At 62.8% G+C, this 15,976-nt stretch carries 13 protein-coding genes and 3 tRNA genes; 4 read left to right on the top strand and 12 right to left on the bottom strand.

The window, feature by feature from the left end; genetic code table 11:
* The first annotated feature begins 243 nt into the window (after positions 1–243).
* Complete coding sequence (locus tag AB5Y89_RS03750) at positions 244–1,533, top strand: methyl-accepting chemotaxis protein (protein ID WP_323952075.1); 1,290 nt, start codon at positions 244–246, stop codon at positions 1,531–1,533.
* 190 nt (positions 1,534–1,723) lie between these two features.
* Here the strand turns inward: AB5Y89_RS03750 and AB5Y89_RS03745 are convergent.
* From AB5Y89_RS03745 to AB5Y89_RS03695, 11 genes are all read right to left on the bottom strand, one after another.
* Positions 1,724–1,810 (bottom strand) — tRNA-Leu (locus AB5Y89_RS03745).
* A 40-nt stretch (positions 1,811–1,850) separates the two neighbouring features.
* A tRNA-Cys gene (locus AB5Y89_RS03740) sits at positions 1,851–1,924 on the bottom strand.
* Between the two features lie 34 nt (positions 1,925–1,958).
* Positions 1,959–2,034, bottom strand: a tRNA-Gly gene (locus tag AB5Y89_RS03735).
* A gap of 179 nt (positions 2,035–2,213) precedes the next feature.
* On the bottom strand, positions 2,214–2,768 hold the full coding sequence (pgsA, locus tag AB5Y89_RS03730) for a CDP-diacylglycerol--glycerol-3-phosphate 3-phosphatidyltransferase (RefSeq protein WP_010675229.1): 555 nt from the start codon (positions 2,766–2,768) through the stop codon (positions 2,214–2,216).
* Positions 2,769–2,987: 219 nt separating this feature from the next.
* Positions 2,988–4,835, bottom strand: coding sequence for an excinuclease ABC subunit UvrC (uvrC, locus tag AB5Y89_RS03725; RefSeq protein ID WP_368222893.1), 1,848 nt, complete (start codon positions 4,833–4,835; stop codon positions 2,988–2,990).
* Positions 4,836–4,945: 110 nt separating this feature from the next.
* The gene (gene uvrY / locus AB5Y89_RS03720; RefSeq protein WP_010675231.1) at positions 4,946–5,590 is read right to left on the bottom strand and encodes a UvrY/SirA/GacA family response regulator transcription factor; all 645 of its coding nucleotides are present in this window, start codon (positions 5,588–5,590) and stop codon (positions 4,946–4,948) included.
* Between the two features lie 210 nt (positions 5,591–5,800).
* Positions 5,801–6,562 carry a 3-deoxy-manno-octulosonate cytidylyltransferase gene (gene kdsB / locus AB5Y89_RS03715; protein ID WP_103260399.1) on the bottom strand — a complete coding sequence of 254 codons (762 nt, stop codon included), beginning with the start codon at positions 6,560–6,562 and terminating at the stop codon, positions 5,801–5,803.
* Positions 6,559–6,756 (bottom strand): Trm112 family protein, encoded by a 198-nt coding sequence (locus tag AB5Y89_RS03710; RefSeq protein WP_010675233.1) that lies wholly within the window; start codon positions 6,754–6,756, stop codon positions 6,559–6,561. Before AB5Y89_RS03710 ends, kdsB begins: the two co-directional genes overlap by 4 nt.
* A gap of 112 nt (positions 6,757–6,868) precedes the next feature.
* Positions 6,869–7,864 carry a tetraacyldisaccharide 4'-kinase gene (gene lpxK / locus AB5Y89_RS03705; RefSeq protein WP_368222892.1) on the bottom strand — a complete coding sequence of 332 codons (996 nt, stop codon included), beginning with the start codon at positions 7,862–7,864 and terminating at the stop codon, positions 6,869–6,871.
* Positions 7,864–9,633: a lipid A ABC transporter ATP-binding protein/permease MsbA gene (gene msbA, locus AB5Y89_RS03700; RefSeq protein WP_010675235.1), complete on the bottom strand. Its 1,770-nt coding sequence runs from the start codon at positions 9,631–9,633 to the stop codon at positions 7,864–7,866. The genes lpxK and msbA overlap by 1 nt, the downstream gene beginning before the upstream one ends.
* A gap of 134 nt (positions 9,634–9,767) precedes the next feature.
* Positions 9,768–11,909: a DNA internalization-related competence protein ComEC/Rec2 gene (locus AB5Y89_RS03695; RefSeq protein ID WP_368222891.1), complete on the bottom strand. Its 2,142-nt coding sequence runs from the start codon at positions 11,907–11,909 to the stop codon at positions 9,768–9,770.
* A gap of 115 nt (positions 11,910–12,024) precedes the next feature.
* Between AB5Y89_RS03695 and AB5Y89_RS03690 the strand changes: the two genes are divergently transcribed.
* The 3 genes from AB5Y89_RS03690 (at position 12,025) to AB5Y89_RS03680 (ending at position 14,652) form a co-directional block, all read left to right on the top strand.
* A complete protein-coding gene (locus AB5Y89_RS03690; RefSeq protein ID WP_103242902.1) occupies positions 12,025–12,543 on the top strand; it encodes a DUF2062 domain-containing protein in 519 nt (172 codons plus the stop codon).
* Positions 12,537–13,031 carry a DUF2062 domain-containing protein gene (locus AB5Y89_RS03685; protein ID WP_336582426.1) on the top strand — a complete coding sequence of 165 codons (495 nt, stop codon included), beginning with the start codon at positions 12,537–12,539 and terminating at the stop codon, positions 13,029–13,031. The genes AB5Y89_RS03690 and AB5Y89_RS03685 overlap by 7 nt, the downstream gene beginning before the upstream one ends.
* Before the next feature lie 115 nt (positions 13,032–13,146).
* A complete protein-coding gene (locus AB5Y89_RS03680) occupies positions 13,147–14,652 on the top strand; it encodes a helicase HerA-like domain-containing protein (RefSeq protein ID WP_368181273.1) in 1,506 nt (501 codons plus the stop codon).
* A gap of 79 nt (positions 14,653–14,731) precedes the next feature.
* On the opposite strand, the gene AB5Y89_RS03675 is transcribed toward AB5Y89_RS03680, so the two are convergent.
* The gene (locus tag AB5Y89_RS03675; RefSeq protein WP_010675240.1) at positions 14,732–15,922 is read right to left on the bottom strand and encodes an amino acid aminotransferase; all 1,191 of its coding nucleotides are present in this window, start codon (positions 15,920–15,922) and stop codon (positions 14,732–14,734) included.
* Positions 15,923–15,976: the final 54 nt, after the last annotated feature.

The raw sequence follows: 15,976 nt of genomic DNA, 5'->3' as shown, positions 1-15,976 counted from the left end.
ACAGACCCCGTTAAACAATCGATGCATCGAACAAATAATTCAGAATAGGAATACGTTTTATTTATCACCGCATATAAAAAGGGCGCATCATCTTGTATTAAACCTGTTTTTTGTATGGAAAAGCCCGAATCAAATGACAGGGGTGCATTACACTCAAAAACGACCCTTCATACCCAGAAAGTGTGAAGAGTTCGTCAACGAAGAGATGTCGGATGATTCTATTTTCTTGGCTGGAGTGTGCTTATGTTCGACTCGAAACTTAAAAAAGAGCTGGCAGCAGAACGAGAGAGGGCCTTGAAAAGCGAGGCTCTGGATCATGCCATGCACGATCATCTTCCCATGATTGAATTCACCACCGATGGTTATATTCTCGATGCCAGCCCGCTTTTTCTTCATTCCGTCGGCTACTCCCTCAATGAGATCGTGCAGCAGCATCACGCCATGTTCTGCATGAAAGAAGATACCGACTCCCCCTCCTATCGGGAATTCTGGCGAGATCTGGCAAATGGGCACAGCCAGCATGGCACCTTCCACCGGGTTGGCAAACAAGGCAAGGAAATATGGCTGGAAGCCACCTATTTCCCCGTCAGCCAGGGCGGAAAAATAATCAAGATCATCAAAATAGCGTCAGATGTGACAGTGCAACATGATCTGCTCATGACTCAAAAAGCAATATTTGAGGCGCTGGATCGCTCCCTCGCCGTCATCGAGTTTGAACCGACTGGTGTTGTTATTTCCGCCAACCGTAATTTCCTGGATACCATGGGCTATCGACTCGATGAAATTAAAGGCCATCAACATCGCATGTTTTGTGATGAGCTGTTTTATCGGGAACATCCCGATTTCTGGCAGGAGCTGGCTCAGGGGACGTTCAAATCGGGGCGCTTTCAGCGATTTGATAAAAAAGGCCATGAAGTCTGGCTGGAGGCAACCTACAACGCTGTGCGGGGCAGCCATGGCAAGGTGATCAAGGTCATCAAGTTTGCTTCCAATATCACCCCGCAGATCAGCAAAGATCAGGCCGTACAACATGTGGCCAAGGTGGCAAATGAAACATCTGTCACAACCAAATCCTCCGTCATCAAAGGAGAGGAGATGTTGACCACCGTCGTCTCCACTTCGGACAATATTGTCAGGCAGATGGAACATGCCAGCACCTTGATGAGCAAGCTCCACGCTCAATCCCAGAATATCACCGCCATCGTATCCACCATCAGCAGCATTGCAGACCAGACCAACCTGCTCGCGCTCAATGCCGCCATCGAAGCGGCGAGAGCCGGCGAACAAGGCAGAGGCTTTGCCGTCGTGGCCGATGAAGTTCGTCAACTGGCGGCAAGAACCTCCCTATCGACCAACGAAATAGCCAATGTCGTCAGCCAGAATCAGCAGCTCACCAGGCAGGTCAGCGAGCAGATCCAGTCCGCGGCAGACGGCGCCATCCACGGGCAAAAGCAGATCGATGACGTTGCAAAAGTGATGGAGGAGATAAGACACGGAGCAGAAGAGGTATCGACCATCATCTCGGAACTCTAGATAAATCTGGGAAGCACTCAGGAGCCTGCCATCGAGCAGGCTCTTTGATGTTCACACCAGGGGTCGCAGCCTGGCACGTGCAGATTCAAGAGATGAACCGACTCTTCAGGTCGCTGCCATTCTGGCAGTCAATTGACTAGAAACAAAAAGGCCACTATTGCTAGTGGCCTTAGTAACTCTTTGATTTAAATGGTGCCTGAGGCCGGAATCGAACCGGCACGACGCGAACGTCGAGGGATTTTAAATCCCTTGTGTCTACCGATTTCACCACTCAGGCACCGCAATCGGTATCAAGTCCGCGGGCGGGCTTGTCAATATGGAGGCACGTTCCGGAGTCGAACCGGACTAAACGGATTTGCAATCCGCTGCATAACCGCTTTGCTAACGCGCCATGCAAAAGAGAGGAACTCTCTATTGTCTGAATTTGGAGCGGGAAACGAGACTCGAACTCGCGACCCCGACCTTGGCAAGGTCGTGCTCTACCAACTGAGCTATTCCCGCATCGGTCTGGCTGACTGCCTGACTGTGAGAACGCATTCTAGCGATGTTCCCCGCCCAGTCAACCAAAAACATTTAATACGCTGATCGTTCGGGTGTTTTTTACCCTTTTCCCACACTTTTGCAGCTCATGGCCGTTTCTCGGCGCCAGTGGCAGAGAAACGGCCATCTTCCCGTCGGGACTAGAACCGGGAGTGGTAGCTGAGATCGCCCCAGGCAGCCTTCATGTACTGGAACATGGACCAGAAGGTGAGCACGGTGGCCACGTAGAGCAGCACATAGGCGAGCCACACCATCCAGATGTCGTATTGCCAGATGAGGCCGGTGAGCGACACCATCTGGATCATGGTCTTCCATTTGCCAATCCAGCTGACCGCCACCGAGGAGCGCTTGCCAAGCTCGGCCATCCATTCACGCAGGGCGGAGATGATGATCTCCCGGCCAATCATGGTCATGGCGGGGATGGTGACCCAGACGGTGTTGTAGTGCTCGACGATGACCACCAGGGCCGCCGCCACCATGATCTTGTCGGCCACCGGATCGAGGAAGGCGCCAAAGGCGGTGGACTGGTTCAGCTTGCGGGCAAGATAGCCGTCAAACCAGTCGGTTGCGGCCGCCAGGATAAAGACGATGGCCGCCGCCATGTAGGACCACTGATAGGGAAGGTAGAACAGGATGACGAAGACGGGGATGAGCAAAATCCGAAAGAACGTCAGCAGGTTAGGAATATTTGTCATTATTTTCAGCCACTTCTTGTATGCCGCTACATGGTAGCCCCAAGCCGATCGCGGATGCAACCGAACTGGCGCCCGCCTTGGTCCATTAATCCATCAATAACCTCAGGATGCCGGTCATTATGGCATTTGGGAGCCCCCTGCGTCACGGCTCTTGTGCGCAGGCGGCACGCCCTGATGCCCCCTGGCGTGACCTCCTTCACACCAAAGGCAGCGCTAGAGCTAGTGCAATGCGTCGTGGATGGACTGGGCCAGCTCCTGGCTGATGCCGGGCACCTTGGCGAGCTCGTCCACCCCGGCCTTTTTCACCTCCTGCAAACCCCCCAGGTATTTGAGCAGCGCCTGTCGCCGTTTCGGCCCCACCCCGGGAATGTCTTCCAGGGTACTGGTGGTGCGGGCCTTTGCCCGCCTGGCCCGGTGGCCCGTGATGGCAAAGCGGTGGGATTCGTCGCGAATGTGCTGGATGAGGTGCAAGGCGGGCATGTCCGTCGGCAAATGCAGCTCTTCGTGGCTGTCCCCCAGGATCAGGGTCTCCAACCCCGCCTTGCGGGTCACCCCCTTGGCGATGCCCACCAGCAGCGGGTATTTGCCGCCGAGAAACTCCAGCTGGCGCGCCAGGATCTCCTCCGCGCGGCGCAACTGGCCGAGACCGCCGTCGATGAACAGCACATCCGGCACCTTGTCCGGCTCCTGCTGCTTGCCAAAACGGCGCTCAAGCGCCTGCTCCATGGCGGCGTAGTCATCCCCGCCGGTGATACCGTCGATGTTGAAGCGGCGGTATTCCGAGGAGAGCGGCCCCTCCCGGTTGAACACCACGCAGGAGGCCACGGTGCGCTCCCCCATGGTGTGGGAGATATCGAAGCACTCCATGCGGGCGATGGGGGTCTCGAGCTCCAGCAGCTCCTCCAGCTGATCGTAACGGGCGGTGATGGTGCTCTTGTGGGCGAGGCGCGAGCGCAGCGCGGTCTGGGCATTGATGGAGGCGAGCTTGATGAAGCGGGCCCGTTCGCTGCGCGTCCGGCTCACCACCCGCACCTTGTAGCCGGCGGTCTGGCTCAGGGTGTCTGCGATGACGCTCTCATCCTCCAGCGCCACGTCCAGCAGCACCTCGCTCGGGATCTGCCGTCCCCCCTGCCCCGACAGATAGAACTGCAGCAGGAAGGATTGCACCACCTCGTCAAGCGGGGTATCGGCCGGCACTTTCGGGAAGTAGCTGCGCGATCCCAGCACCTTGCCCTGGCGGATGAAGAGCACGTGGATGCAGGCGGTCCCCTGCTCGAAGGCCACCCCCACCACGTCGAGCTCGTCCAGCACGTTGCCGCTCACCGACTGCTGCTCGGTGACCCGGCGCAGGGCCTGGATCTGATCCCGGTAGCGGGCCGCCTCCTCGAAGCGCAGATCGCCGCTGGCGGACTCCATCTTGCCCACCAGTTCGCCGATCACCTGCTGGTTCTTGCCCGCGAGGAACAGCTTGGCCAGCGCCACCTGCTGGGCATACTCGGCCTCGCTCACCAGCCCCGCCACGCAGGGGCCGGCGCAGCGCTTGAGCTGGTAGAGCAGGCAGGGGCGGGTACGGTTGGCATAGACGGCATCCTCGCACTGGCGCACCGGGAAGATCTTCTGCATCAGGTGCAGGCTCTCGCGTACCGCGCCGCCGGAGGGGTAAGGGCCGAAATACTCCCCCTTCACCTTGCGGGCGCCGCGATGGACGCCGATGCGCGGGTGCCGATGGTCGGTGATGATGATCCAGGGGTAGGACTTGTCATCCCGCAGCAGCACGTTGTAGCGGGGCTGGTACTGCTTGATGAGGTTGTGCTCGAGGATCAGCGCCTCGGTCTCGGTGTGGGTGACCGTTACCTGCACATCGGCAATCTGGCGCACCAAGGTGCGGGTCTTGATGCTGTCGACGTTGGCCCGAAAGTAGGAGGCGAGCCGTTTCTTGAGATCCTTGGCCTTGCCCACGTAGATGACGGTGCCGCCGCTGTCGTACATGCGGTAGACACCACTCTGGTGGGTGACGGCGCTCAGAAACGCCTTGCTGTCAAAATGGGGCTCGGGAGAGAGGGTCATCGGCAACTCGACTCAACGGATGAATGCAAAAAGACGGGGAGAGCATACTGCCCACAGCCTGCAAAAAGCAAAAGGCGGCCGGTGCCGCCTTTGGTGTCCACACGCCCCCGTTACAGGGTATCGGCATCCAGCATGCCATAACGAATGGCCAGATGGGTCAGCTCCACGTCGCCGTTGATCCCCAGCTTGCTGAACAGGCGGTAGCGGTAGCTGTTGACCGTCTTCGGGCTCAGGTTGAGCTGCTCGGAGATGTCGGTCACCTTCTGCCCCTTGGTGATCATCATCATGATCTGCAGCTCCCGCTCGGAGAGGGACTTGAAGGGGTTCTCGTCGGCGGAGGCGAACTGGCTCAGGGCCATCTGCTGGGCGATCTCCGGGGAGATGTAGCGCTGACCGGAGTGAACCAGGCGAATCGCGTGGATCATCTCGTCCGGCGCGGCCCCCTTGGTGAGGTACCCGGCGGCGCCCGCCTGCATCACCTTGGTGGGGAACGGATTTTCTGAATGAATGGTCAGCACTATGATGCGTACATCGGGGCGGATCCGCAGGATCTTGCGGGTCGCTTCCAGACCACCGATGCCCGGCATGTTCATGTCCATCAGGATCACATCGGGGTGATGTTGCCGACAGAAGGCCACCGCGGTTTCCCCGCTCTGCGCCTCGCCCACCACCTTGATCCCGCGGACGTCTTCCAAAATGCGTCTTATCCCTGTACGCACCAACTCATGATCATCGACCAGGAATACATTAATCACCCAAACACCCCGTTTTTTATCTCGTTATATGCCAGTTAGGGTTAACACGGCGTCTTGCATCATAACCAAACTCGATGATTTGGCAAACCATGGGCGGGAAAAGTTTGAAATTGCTCGTAAAATCCGTTTTAAATCAAATTATTATACAAAGAATCAATTAAAAAACGGCGCCCTGGGGCGCCGTATCGCATCAAAGCCGTTCCGCCAGCCTCAACCGGCCAGCAGTGCACGTACCTTGTCGAGATCGGCCTGGGTGTCCACCCCCACCGGCGGGGCTTGCAGCGCCTGGGCCACGTGGATCTTCTCCCCGTACCAGAGCACCCGCAGCTGCTCCAGGGCTTCGACCTGCTCGAGCACGCTCGGTGCCCAGTCCACGTAACGCTGGATGAAGCCTGCGCGATAGGCGTAGATGCCGATGTGGCGCTGGTAGTGATCGCCAATCTGCTCGCGGCTTTGGGTAAAGCGGTCCCGATCCCAGGGGATGCTGGCGCGACTGAAATAGAGGGCATACCCCTCCCGGTCGGTCACCACCTTGACGGCATTGGGATTGAACGCCTCTTCGGCATCCCTGATCGGCACCGACAGCGTCGCCATGGGCGCGCTGGCCGCGGCCAGGTTGTCCGCCACCTGGCGGATGATGACGGGGGGAATGAGGGGCTCGTCCCCCTGCACATTGACGATGATGGTGTCGGCGGCAAAGCCGTAGTGACGGCACACCTCGGCCAGACGCTCGGTGCCGGACTGGTGATCCGGTGAGGTCATGCACACCTCGAACCCGGCAGCGGCGGCAAAGGGAGCCAGAGCCTGCTGCACCCGCTCGTCATCGGTGGCGACGATCACCCGATCGGCGCCCGATTGCAGGGCCTTCTCCACCACGTGCTGCACCATGGGCTTGCCGTGAATGTCGGCCAGCGGCTTGCCCGGCAGCCGGGTGGAGGCGTAACGGGCAGGAATGACGACGACGAAACTCATGGCTTCAGCTCTTCCAGCGCCAGGTGACGGGCCCGGTTCTCCAGCAGCACCGGGATCCCCTCCTCCAGGGGATAGGCCAGTCTGTCGAAGCGGCAGATGAGCTCCTGAGGGCCCTCGGCGTGCGCTTGATAGTGCAGTTTCCCCTTGCAGACCGGGCAGGCGATGATGTCGAGCAGTTTAATATCCAGTGCCACAACGAAACTCCTTTAACGATTTCCCACAGGCGATCTTGCCTGGCATGTCAATGTGCAGGGCCAGCCCCCGAGTCCGGGCGCTGGCCGTCTGTTCCAATCCGGTGGCGCCCCGTCAGGGCGCCTGGTGCTTGTCCCCCCCGGGCTGCGGGCCCAGGGTGCGCAGCAGCGCCTCCCCCAGGGCATCGGGCAGCTCGGCGCTGACCGGCAGATACCACCAGTTGTCCGGGGCGAAGGGGCGGCACTTGACCGCATCCTTCTCGGTCATCAGCAAGGGGCGCTGGCCGAAGCGGGCCAGCAACTCGACGGCGTCGAACGCCTGGTGATCCCCGTAGCCGACGCTCTGCACCAGCTCGTAACCAAGGGCGGTCAGGGTGGCGAAGAAACGGGGGGGATGGCCGATGCCCGCCAGGGCATCCACCGGCCCCGAGAGGGGGGCAGTGAGAGGCGCATCGTCGCACACCCGGCGCAGGGTATCCGGCACCAGGCGCATGGCGTACTCGCCACGGGCGGGTTCGCCGCCGTTGCAGATGATGGCGTCCACCCGCTTGAGGCGCGTCGTGGGCTCGCGCAGCGGCCCCATGGGCAGCAGACAGCCATTGCCAAAGCGGCGCACCCCGTCCACCACCACCAGTTCGATGTCACGGGCCAGGGCATAGTGCTGCAGGCCGTCGTCGGTGACGATGATGTCCACCTCACCGCCTTGCTCCAGCAACCGCACCGCATCGGCCCGTCTGGGGGCAACCGCCACGGGGCAGCCGCAGCGCCTTGCGATGAGCACGGGCTCATCCCCGGCCTCGGCCGGGGTGCTGCTCTCATCCAGTCGATAGGGGTAATGGGGCGCCTTGCCGCCATAGCCGCGGCTGACCACGCCGGGGCGCCAGCCCCGGGCCTGGAGTTGTTCCACCAGCCAAACCACCACCGGGGTTTTGCCGTTGCCCCCCACCGAGAGATTGCCCACCACCACCACCGGCAGGGTGGCCCGATAGGCGCTGAACCAGCCTCGGCGATACCCCAGACGGCGGACGCCGCTGATCACGGCAAACAGCAGGGCGAAGGGGGCCAGCCCCCAGCGCCAGAGGCTGTTCCTGTACCAGAGTCTGGCCAGCATCAGCCCTTGTTACCCGTGGCTGTATTACCAAACTGAATGGCCCGCAGCTGGGCATAAGTACCATGCATGTCCATCAGGGTTTGGTGGTTGCCGCGCTCGACGATGTGTCCCTCGTCGATCACCAGGATCTCGTCCGCCTTCTCGATGGTGGAGAGGCGGTGGGCGATCACGAGGGAAGTGCGCGCCTTGCACAGCTCGTCGATGGCCGCCTGGATGTGGCGCTCGGACTCGGTGTCCAGGGCCGAGGTGGCTTCGTCCAGCAGCAACACCGGAGAGTCCCGCAGCAGGGCGCGGGCGATGGCGATGCGCTGGCGCTGGCCGCCGGAGAGGGAGGCGCCGTTCTCGCCGATGACGGTGTCATAGCCTTCCGGCATCTTGCTGACGAAGTCGTCCGCATGGGCGATGCGGGCCGCCTGCTTGATCTCGTCGCGGCTGTACTTCTCTTCCGCCGCGTAGGCGATGTTGTTGGCCACCGAGTCGTTGAAGAGGTGCACGTGCTGGGAGACCAGGGCGTACTGCTTGCGCAGCTCGCTCAGGCGGTATTCGCGGATGTTGACGCCATCCAGCAGAATTTCCCCCTCTTCGATGTCATAGAAGCGGGTCAGGAGGCTCGCGATGGTGCTCTTGCCGGAGCCGGAACGACCCACCAGGGCCACCGATTTGCCCGCCTCCACCTTGAAGCTGATGTTGCGCAGCGCCGGTGTCTCCTTGGTCGGGTAGGTGAAGGTGACGTTGCGAAACTCGATTTCACCTCGGGCACGTTCCAGAGTGCGAGTGCCGGTGTCCTGCTCCGGGGTGGAGTCCAGCAGACCGAACAGGCTCTGGCAGGCGGTGATGCCGCGCTGGAACTGGTTGTTCACGTCGGTCAGGCTTTTCAGCGGCTTGAGCAGCATCATCATGGAGGTGACCATGACGGTGAAGGTGCCCGCGGTCAGAGTCGCCTTGACGCTGTCGATGGTGGCGACATAGAGGAAGACCGCAAGGGCCACGGAGGCCACCATCTGGACGATGGGGCTGCCGATGGCGTCGGCGGCGACCATCTTCATGGTCTGCTGGCGCATCCGGTTGCTCACCTGGTAGAAGCGCTTGTCCTCCACCTCCTGGCCCCCGAACATCAGCACCTCTTTGTGCCCCTTGAGCATCTGCTCGGTGGAGGTGGTGATGTCACCCACCGCCTGCTGGATGTGGCGGCTTATCTTGCGAAAACGTCGGCTGATGATGCTGATGAGGATCCCGACCAGGGGCCCCACCACCAGGAAGATCACCGACAACTGCCAGGAGTGCCAGAACATCAGGCCCAGCAGGCCGATGACGGTGGCCCCTTCCCGCACCAGGGAGACCAGGGTCGAGCTCGCGGCGGACGACACCTGACCGGCATCATAGGTCACCTTGGAGAGCAGGTTGCCGGTGTTCTGGCGGTCGAAGAAGCTCATGGGCATGGCCATCAGGTGGCTGAACACCTGCTGCTGCAGGCGCATCACCACGTGGTTGCCGACCCAGGCCATGCAGTAGTTGGAGAGGAAGGCGGCGCAGCCGCGCAGAGCCACGATGCCGAGGACGAAGAAGGGCATCCACTTGAGCACGCTGCTGTCGTTGCCGTTGAGCCCCTGGTCGATGAGCGGTTTGATGGAGTAGACGAAGGTGGTATCCACGGCCGCGTAACCCAGCATGCCAATGATGCCGCCCACCAGACCCAGCTTGCGATCCCGGACATAACCGAGCAGGCGCTTGAAGACGGTCCAGCTCTCTTGTGAGGTTTCTTGTTGCATGAATAGCCGTTAATAAGGGAAATGACGGGCTATTCTAGCCAAACCTTGGAGCTACACCAAGCGCCGCTGGCGCGATGGCTACAACCCGGGTCACAAATGAAGGCCGCCCCTTGCCGGGCAGGCTCACCGGATCCTCACTCACTTCCCCATACCTGCGGCTGCCACCAGGGGCCGCCACGCCGGTACCAGGGCCCCTGCTCCCGCTCGGCCCGGATCCTGAGCCCCGCGTCCCCCGGCTCGATCAGGATGGCGCCCGCCTCCCCCGTGACCCACTGCCGCGCCCCCTGGTATCGCGCCACCACCTCGGGGCGGGGAAAGCCCCACTGGTTCATGAAGCCTGCGCTGTGCACCACGAAGGCAGGTTTCACCGCAGCCACGAAGGGGGCCGTGGAGGAGGTGCGACTGCCATGATGCGGGCTCACCAGCAGGGTGCTGGCCAGCCCCGCGCCCTCACCCTCCTCCAGCGCCAGTGCCAGCAGGCGGCGCTCTGCCTGCTGCTCGATGTCGCCGCTCAGCAGCAACCGATGACGCCCGTCGTCCAGCTGCACCACGCAACTGTCGTTGTTGCGCCCCGCCCCGGCTGCCAGGGGCCAGAGCACCCGCACATCCAGTCCCTGCCAATGCCACTGCTGACCTCGGCGGCAGGCCTGGGTAGCCGGTGCAAAGGGGAAGGAGGAGAGCTCCCGGCGCACCGCCATGCTCTGCAACAGAGCCTGCCGGTTGCCCGCGTGATCCCTGTCTCTGTGGCTGATGATCAGGGTGTCGATCACCCGGATGCCGAGCCGGTTGAGCAGGGGCAGGATGGCCGCATCCGCCATGTTGTAGCCCCCGGGGTAGCGATCCCCGGTATCAAACAGGATGGCCCGATCCCCCCGGGTGACGAGCACCGAGAGCCCCTGCCCCACGTCCAGCACCCGCACCTGCCAGGAAGCGGGAGCAGGCCAGAGGGCGAGTAGCAGGGCCGCCGCCACCGGCCCCCCCAGAGTGCGCCCTCCCGGCAGGTGCCATCCCGTCCACAGCAGGATCAGCAGGGCGCTGGCGGGCATCAGCCAGCCGGGCACCGGCCACCAGAGCTGCAGGCGATCCGCCAGCTGCGTGAGCCCCCACAGCACCCACTCCAGGCCGAAGGCGGAGACCCAGAGCAGGCCGTGGGCCAGCAACGTGGAGAGGGGCGCCACCAGCACGCCGATGAGCGCCAGGGGAATGATGACAAGGCAGAACAGCGGCAGTGCCAGCAGATTGAGCAGAAACGCCAGGGGCGCCATCCCCTCGAACAGCAGCAGTTGCAGGGGCAGCAATCCGAGTAGCAGCAGAAGTTGCAACCGCACCAGGCCAGGGCGATCGTGCAACAGGCTCGCCAGCAACAGCAGGGCCACCGCCAGAAAAGAGAGCCAGAACCCCGCCGAATAGAGGGCGAGAGGGTCCCACAATGTCAGCACCACAAAGGCCCACAGCCAGATCCGGTGGCTCGGCCAGTCCCGCTTTAGCCAGCGCAGCAGGCTCCACACCAGCACCATGATGAGGGCACGCTCGGTGGCCACCGCAAACCCCGCCAGCCAGCTGTAGGTGGCCGCGAACAGGAGTGACACGCAGATAGCCCCGCGCAGCCCGAACAGCCGCCCGAGCCACCAGCCGAGCACCGCTACCAGAGCGATATGCTGGCCCGAGATGGCGATGATGTGGGTCAGGCCGCTGCCGCGAAAGAGTTCCCACTGGGCATCCGTGATCCCCCCCTGTTCCCCGAAGGTGAGGGCCGCCAGCAGGGGGGCCTGCGCCATCCCCTCCCAGGCGCGACTCGCCGCCGCCAGCCAGCGATCGCGCACACCCGGGGGCACGGCATCCAGGGCGATGACCCGACGCAGGTTGCCGGTGGCGGTGATCCCCTTGCCAAGGAGCAGGCGCCGCCCATCCATCCCCGCTTCGTTGGCCAGGCCATGGGCCGGCTTGAGAGAGGTCACCAGGGTGACGCGGCTGCCGGCAGGCAACGGCGGCAACACCTGATAGGCATTGACCCGCACCAGGGGTGGCACGATGAGGGGGCGATCGTCCAGGGTGTCGAGGCGCAGCAGCAGGCGCGCAAATTTATCCCCCTCTTTCTCTCCCGAAGACTCCGTACTTTGCACGTGTGCGGTTATGATGTGGCTCGTTTTTTTGCCAAGCTGATCCAGCCAGGCAAGCCGGTAGTGCATATTCACCTGCATCCAGAGGATGCCGAGCAGCAGAAACAGCAGCCGCCAGCAACGACCACCGGCGAGGGGGAGCGCGAGCAGCAGCATCAGGCCACCCCATTCCCATGAAGGCAGCCATGGCCAAAGCAGTGAGGAGCTTGCCCCCAGGGCAAACGACAACAGACGCAGATCCATGGAGCAAGTATTTAGCAAGGTTCAGAACATGCCCAAACGAATCATACAGCGCTGGCTACCCGACCCGGCGACCCTCAAGGAACACAAGCACTTGCGACTCTTTGGCAAGCTGCTGCTGGATACCAATCTCTGGCATCTCAACCGGCGCTCCGCCGCCGGTGCCTGTGCGGTCGGCCTCTTCATGGCCTGGGTGCCCCTCCCCTGCCAGATGCTGCTGGCCGCTGGCGGCGCCATCGCCTGCCGGGTCAACCTGCCCCTCTCGGTGGCCCTGGTCTGGCTCTCCAACCCCCTGACCATGCCACCGCTGTTTTATGGCGCCTATCTGGTGGGCTGCCAGTTGCTGGGGCACCCCTCCCAGCACATCGAGATCACCTTCACCTGGGCCTGGCTGGTGTCGGTGTTCGAGACGGTGGCCCCGCCGCTCTTGCTGGGCTCCCTGGTGCTTGCCCTGCTGAGCGCCCTCGTCGGCTATGTCCTGGTTCGCGCGGGCTGGCGCCTGAGCACGGTGCGCCAGTGGCAAAAACGCAAGGTGGCGCGCCCATGCTGAATCGCTGGTTGGCCCGCTTCAAGATTGACCCCGATACCCTGCGCCAACAGAAGTGGTTCGCCCTCTTTGGCGAGCGACTGCTGACCCCCACCCTCTGGCAAGGGGGAACACGGGCCCTCTGTGGCGCCGTGGCGGCCGGGCTGTTCGCCAGCTGGGTCCCCATGCCCATGCACTCCCTGGTGGCCGTCGCCCTGGTGCTGGCCTTCAGCTTCAACCTGCCGCTGGCCCTCTTGGCGGTCTGGTTCAACAACCCGCTGACACTCCCCTTCATGTACCTCTACGCCTATCGTACCGGTTGCCTGGTGCTGAACGAGACGCCAGCCCCCTTCCATCTCACCTGGTCCCTGCACTGGCTGGAGCAGGAGGCAGCCACCCTGGTGCCCCCCTTCCTGCTCGGCAGCCTGCTGCTGGCGGTGCTGAGCGCTGCCGCTGGCGCCTTGCTCACCCTGCTGCTGTTGCAACTGGGCAAACTGGCCCGCCCCCGCTAGGTTGCCAGCACGCCGTCCTTGTCTCGGGCGGCGTGCCTTGCCATCGTCTGCCTCTGCCACCACACTCCTTGTAACCCGTTGTTTTTCGACCCCCATTCGAAACAAGGAGCCCACCATGGCCGAACCGCTCACGCTGGCCCATGCCAATGGCAACCCCCTCTCCCTGCTCCCCGCCATGGCCAATCGCCACGGCCTTATCACCGGGGCCACCGGCACCGGCAAGACAGTCACCCTGCAGGTGCTGGCGGAGGGGTTTTCCCGCCTCGGCGTGCCGGTCTTTCTGGCAGACGTGAAGGGGGATCTGAGCGGCCTGGGCGCCGCCGGCACCCCCTCTGCCAAGCTGGATGCCCGTCTGGCCCAGCTCGGCCTTCAGGCACCCGACTTTGCCGCCAGCCCCACCCTGTTCTGGGATCTCTTCGCCGAAGAGGGCCACCCGGTGCGGGCCACCGTCTCCGACATGGGGCCTCTGCTGCTTGCACGCCTGCTCGGCCTCAACGACACCCAGAGCGGGGTGCTGGAGCTGGTGTTCAAGGTGGCGGACGACGAGGGGTTGCTGCTGCTCGATCTGAAAGACCTGCGGGCCATGGTGCAGTTTGCGGGGGAGCACGCCAAGACCCTCACCACCCGCTACGGCAATGTGTCGACCGCCTCCATCGGCGCCATCCTGCGCAACCTCCTCACCCTGGAGAGCGCGGGCGGCGATCACTTCTTCGGCGAGCCCATGCTGGACATCCAGGATCTGATGCAGACCGACGAGGCGGGCCACGGCCATATCAATGTGCTGGCCGCCGGCAAGCTCACCCAGTCCAGCCGCCTCTATGCCTGCTTCCTGCTCTGGCTGCTCTCCGAGCTGTTCGAACAGTTGCCCGAGGTGGGGGATCCGGAAAAGCCCGTGCTGGTGTTCTTCTTCGACGAGGCCCACCTGCTGTTCAAGGATGCCCCCAGGGCACTGCTGGAGAAAATTGAGCTGGTGGTGCGCCTCATCCGCTCCAAGGGGGTGGGCGTCTATTTCGTGACCCAGAGTCCGGCCGACATCCCCGACAGCGTGCTGGGGCAGCTTGGCAACCGGGTGCAGCACGCCCTGCGCGCCTTCACCCCGAGCGATCAGAAGGCGGTACGCATCGCCGCCAACACCCTGCGAGCCAACCCGGCCTTCGACGCCGCCGGAGCCATCACTGAACTGGGGGTCGGGGAGGCGCTCATCTCCCTGCTCGACGAGAAGGGGCGGCCCAGCGTGGTGGAGCGCGCCTTCATCGCGCCCCCGGCCAGCCGCATCGGCCCCCTGAGCGCGGCCGAGCGCCAGGCGCTTATTCAGGGCTCATTGCTCTACGGCAGATACGACACCCAGGAGGACAGGGAGTCCGCGTTCGAGCGACTTCAAGAGACATCGCCCGCCGCCGGTGACGAGACCGCTTCCCCACAGACCGACCAGGGCGGCGGTCTGCTGGATGCCTTGAATGGCATCCTGTTCGGTCGCACCGGCCCCCGTGGTGGCCAGCATGACGGGGTGGTGCAGACCGCCGCCAAGAGCGTGGCCCGCACCCTCGGCAACGAGGTGGGACGCCAGCTGATGCGCGGGGTGCTCGGCTCCCTGCTGGGAAGCAGCAAGCGGCGCCGCTGATGCCGGAAAATGAAAAAGCCCGCCGATACGGCGGGCTTTTTATGGCTGAAGCAAGGCGCTTGGCGCAGATGCTTCTCTCTTACAACACCTTGGCGATGGCGTCGCAGAGGGGATCAATGTTGGCGCGGGTGATGCCTGCCACGCTGATCCGGCCGGAGCCGACGATATAGATGGCGAATTCGCTCTTGAGGCGCTCCACCTGATCCTTGGAGAGACCGGAGAAGGAGAACATGCCGTTCTGTTCGCGGATGAAACTGAAATCCTGGTTCACCCCCCGCTCGGCCAGCTTCTCCACCAGCAGCTCGCGCATCTCGCGAATGCGCACCCGCATGGCGGCCACTTCTTCCACCCACTCCGCATAGAGGGCCGGGTCGCTCACCACGGTGGTGACAACGGCGGCGCCATGTGACGGCGGGTTGGAGTAGTTGGCACGAATGACGGTCTTCACCTGGGTGAAGGCGACGTCGGCCACCGCCTTGGTCGCGCAGACCAGGGTGAAGGCGCCGACCCGCTCGTTGTAGAGGCCGAAGTTCTTGGAGAAGGAGCTCGCCACCAGCAGCTCGTCGTGGCACTCGGCGAAGATGCGAAGGCCTTCGGCATCCTCTTCGATACCCCGGGCGAAGCCCTGATAGGCGAAGTCAAAGAGCGGCAGCCAGCCGGCGGCGGCACTCTGCCTGGCCAGGGCACGCCACTGCTCGGTGGTGGGGTCGATACCGGTCGGGTTGTGGCAGCAGCCGTGCAGCAGCACCAGATCCCCCGCCTGCGCGTCAGACAGGGAGGCCTGCATGGCGGCGAAGTCGAGTCCCTTGGTGGCGGCGTCGTAGTACTTGTACCACTTGACGGTCAAACCGGCCGCCTGGAACACGCTGACGTGGTTCGCCCAGGTGGGATCGGAGATCCAGATGGTCTTGGCGAGATTGTTGCGTACCACGAACTCGGCGGCGATGCGCAGGGCACCGGTACCGCCCGGCGCCTGCGCCGTCTTGGCGCGGCCGCTGGTCACCAGGGCGGCATCACGGCCGAACAGCAGTTGCTGCACGATGCGGCCGTATTCGATATTGCCTTCGATACCGAGGTAGTTCTTGGTCTTCTCGTCGGTCAAGAGCTTCTGCTCGGCTTGCTTGACGCAGTGAAGGATAGGAGTGGCACCGGTCTCATCCTTGTAGATACCGACCCCCAGATTGATCTTGTGGCTGCGAGTGTCGGCACGGAAGGCTTCGGTCAGGCCCAGGATCGGATCCGCTGGGGCGGCAACAACCTTTTCAAACATGGTATTCCCTGTAGTCCGTTGAGTTCGTTGGCTGGCAAAGTAGGTTGGCAAACA

The organism is Aeromonas sp. s4 (genome assembly GCF_040907855.1).
Classification (GTDB): domain Bacteria; phylum Pseudomonadota; class Gammaproteobacteria; order Enterobacterales; family Aeromonadaceae; genus Aeromonas; species Aeromonas caviae.
This window is presented reverse-complemented; position numbering and strand designations above follow the sequence as displayed.

Excerpts from the sequence above, each read along its gene's own strand:
- AB5Y89_RS03680 (WP_368181273.1), top strand. The coding sequence starts at position 13,147 with ATGGCCGAACCGCTCACGCTGGCCCATGCCAATGGCAACCCCCTCTCC.
- uvrC (WP_368222893.1), bottom strand. The coding sequence starts at position 4,835 with ATGACCCTCTCTCCCGAGCCCCATTTTGACAGCAAGGCGTTTCTGAGC.
- AB5Y89_RS03750 (WP_323952075.1), top strand. The coding sequence starts at position 244 with ATGTTCGACTCGAAACTTAAAAAAGAGCTGGCAGCAGAACGAGAGAGG.
- pgsA (WP_010675229.1), bottom strand. The coding sequence starts at position 2,768 with ATGACAAATATTCCTAACCTGCTGACGTTCTTTCGGATTTTGCTCATC.
- AB5Y89_RS03695 (WP_368222891.1), bottom strand. The coding sequence starts at position 11,909 with ATGCTGCTGCTCGCGCTCCCCCTCGCCGGTGGTCGTTGCTGGCGGCTG.
- kdsB (WP_103260399.1), bottom strand. The coding sequence starts at position 6,562 with ATGAGTTTCGTCGTCGTCATTCCTGCCCGTTACGCCTCCACCCGGCTG.
- AB5Y89_RS03690 (WP_103242902.1), top strand. The coding sequence starts at position 12,025 with ATGCCCAAACGAATCATACAGCGCTGGCTACCCGACCCGGCGACCCTC.
- AB5Y89_RS03685 (WP_336582426.1), top strand. The coding sequence starts at position 12,537 with ATGCTGAATCGCTGGTTGGCCCGCTTCAAGATTGACCCCGATACCCTG.
- lpxK (WP_368222892.1), bottom strand. The coding sequence starts at position 7,864 with ATGCTGGCCAGACTCTGGTACAGGAACAGCCTCTGGCGCTGGGGGCTG.
- AB5Y89_RS03675 (WP_010675240.1), bottom strand. The coding sequence starts at position 15,922 with ATGTTTGAAAAGGTTGTTGCCGCCCCAGCGGATCCGATCCTGGGCCTG.
- msbA (WP_010675235.1), bottom strand. The coding sequence starts at position 9,633 with ATGCAACAAGAAACCTCACAAGAGAGCTGGACCGTCTTCAAGCGCCTG.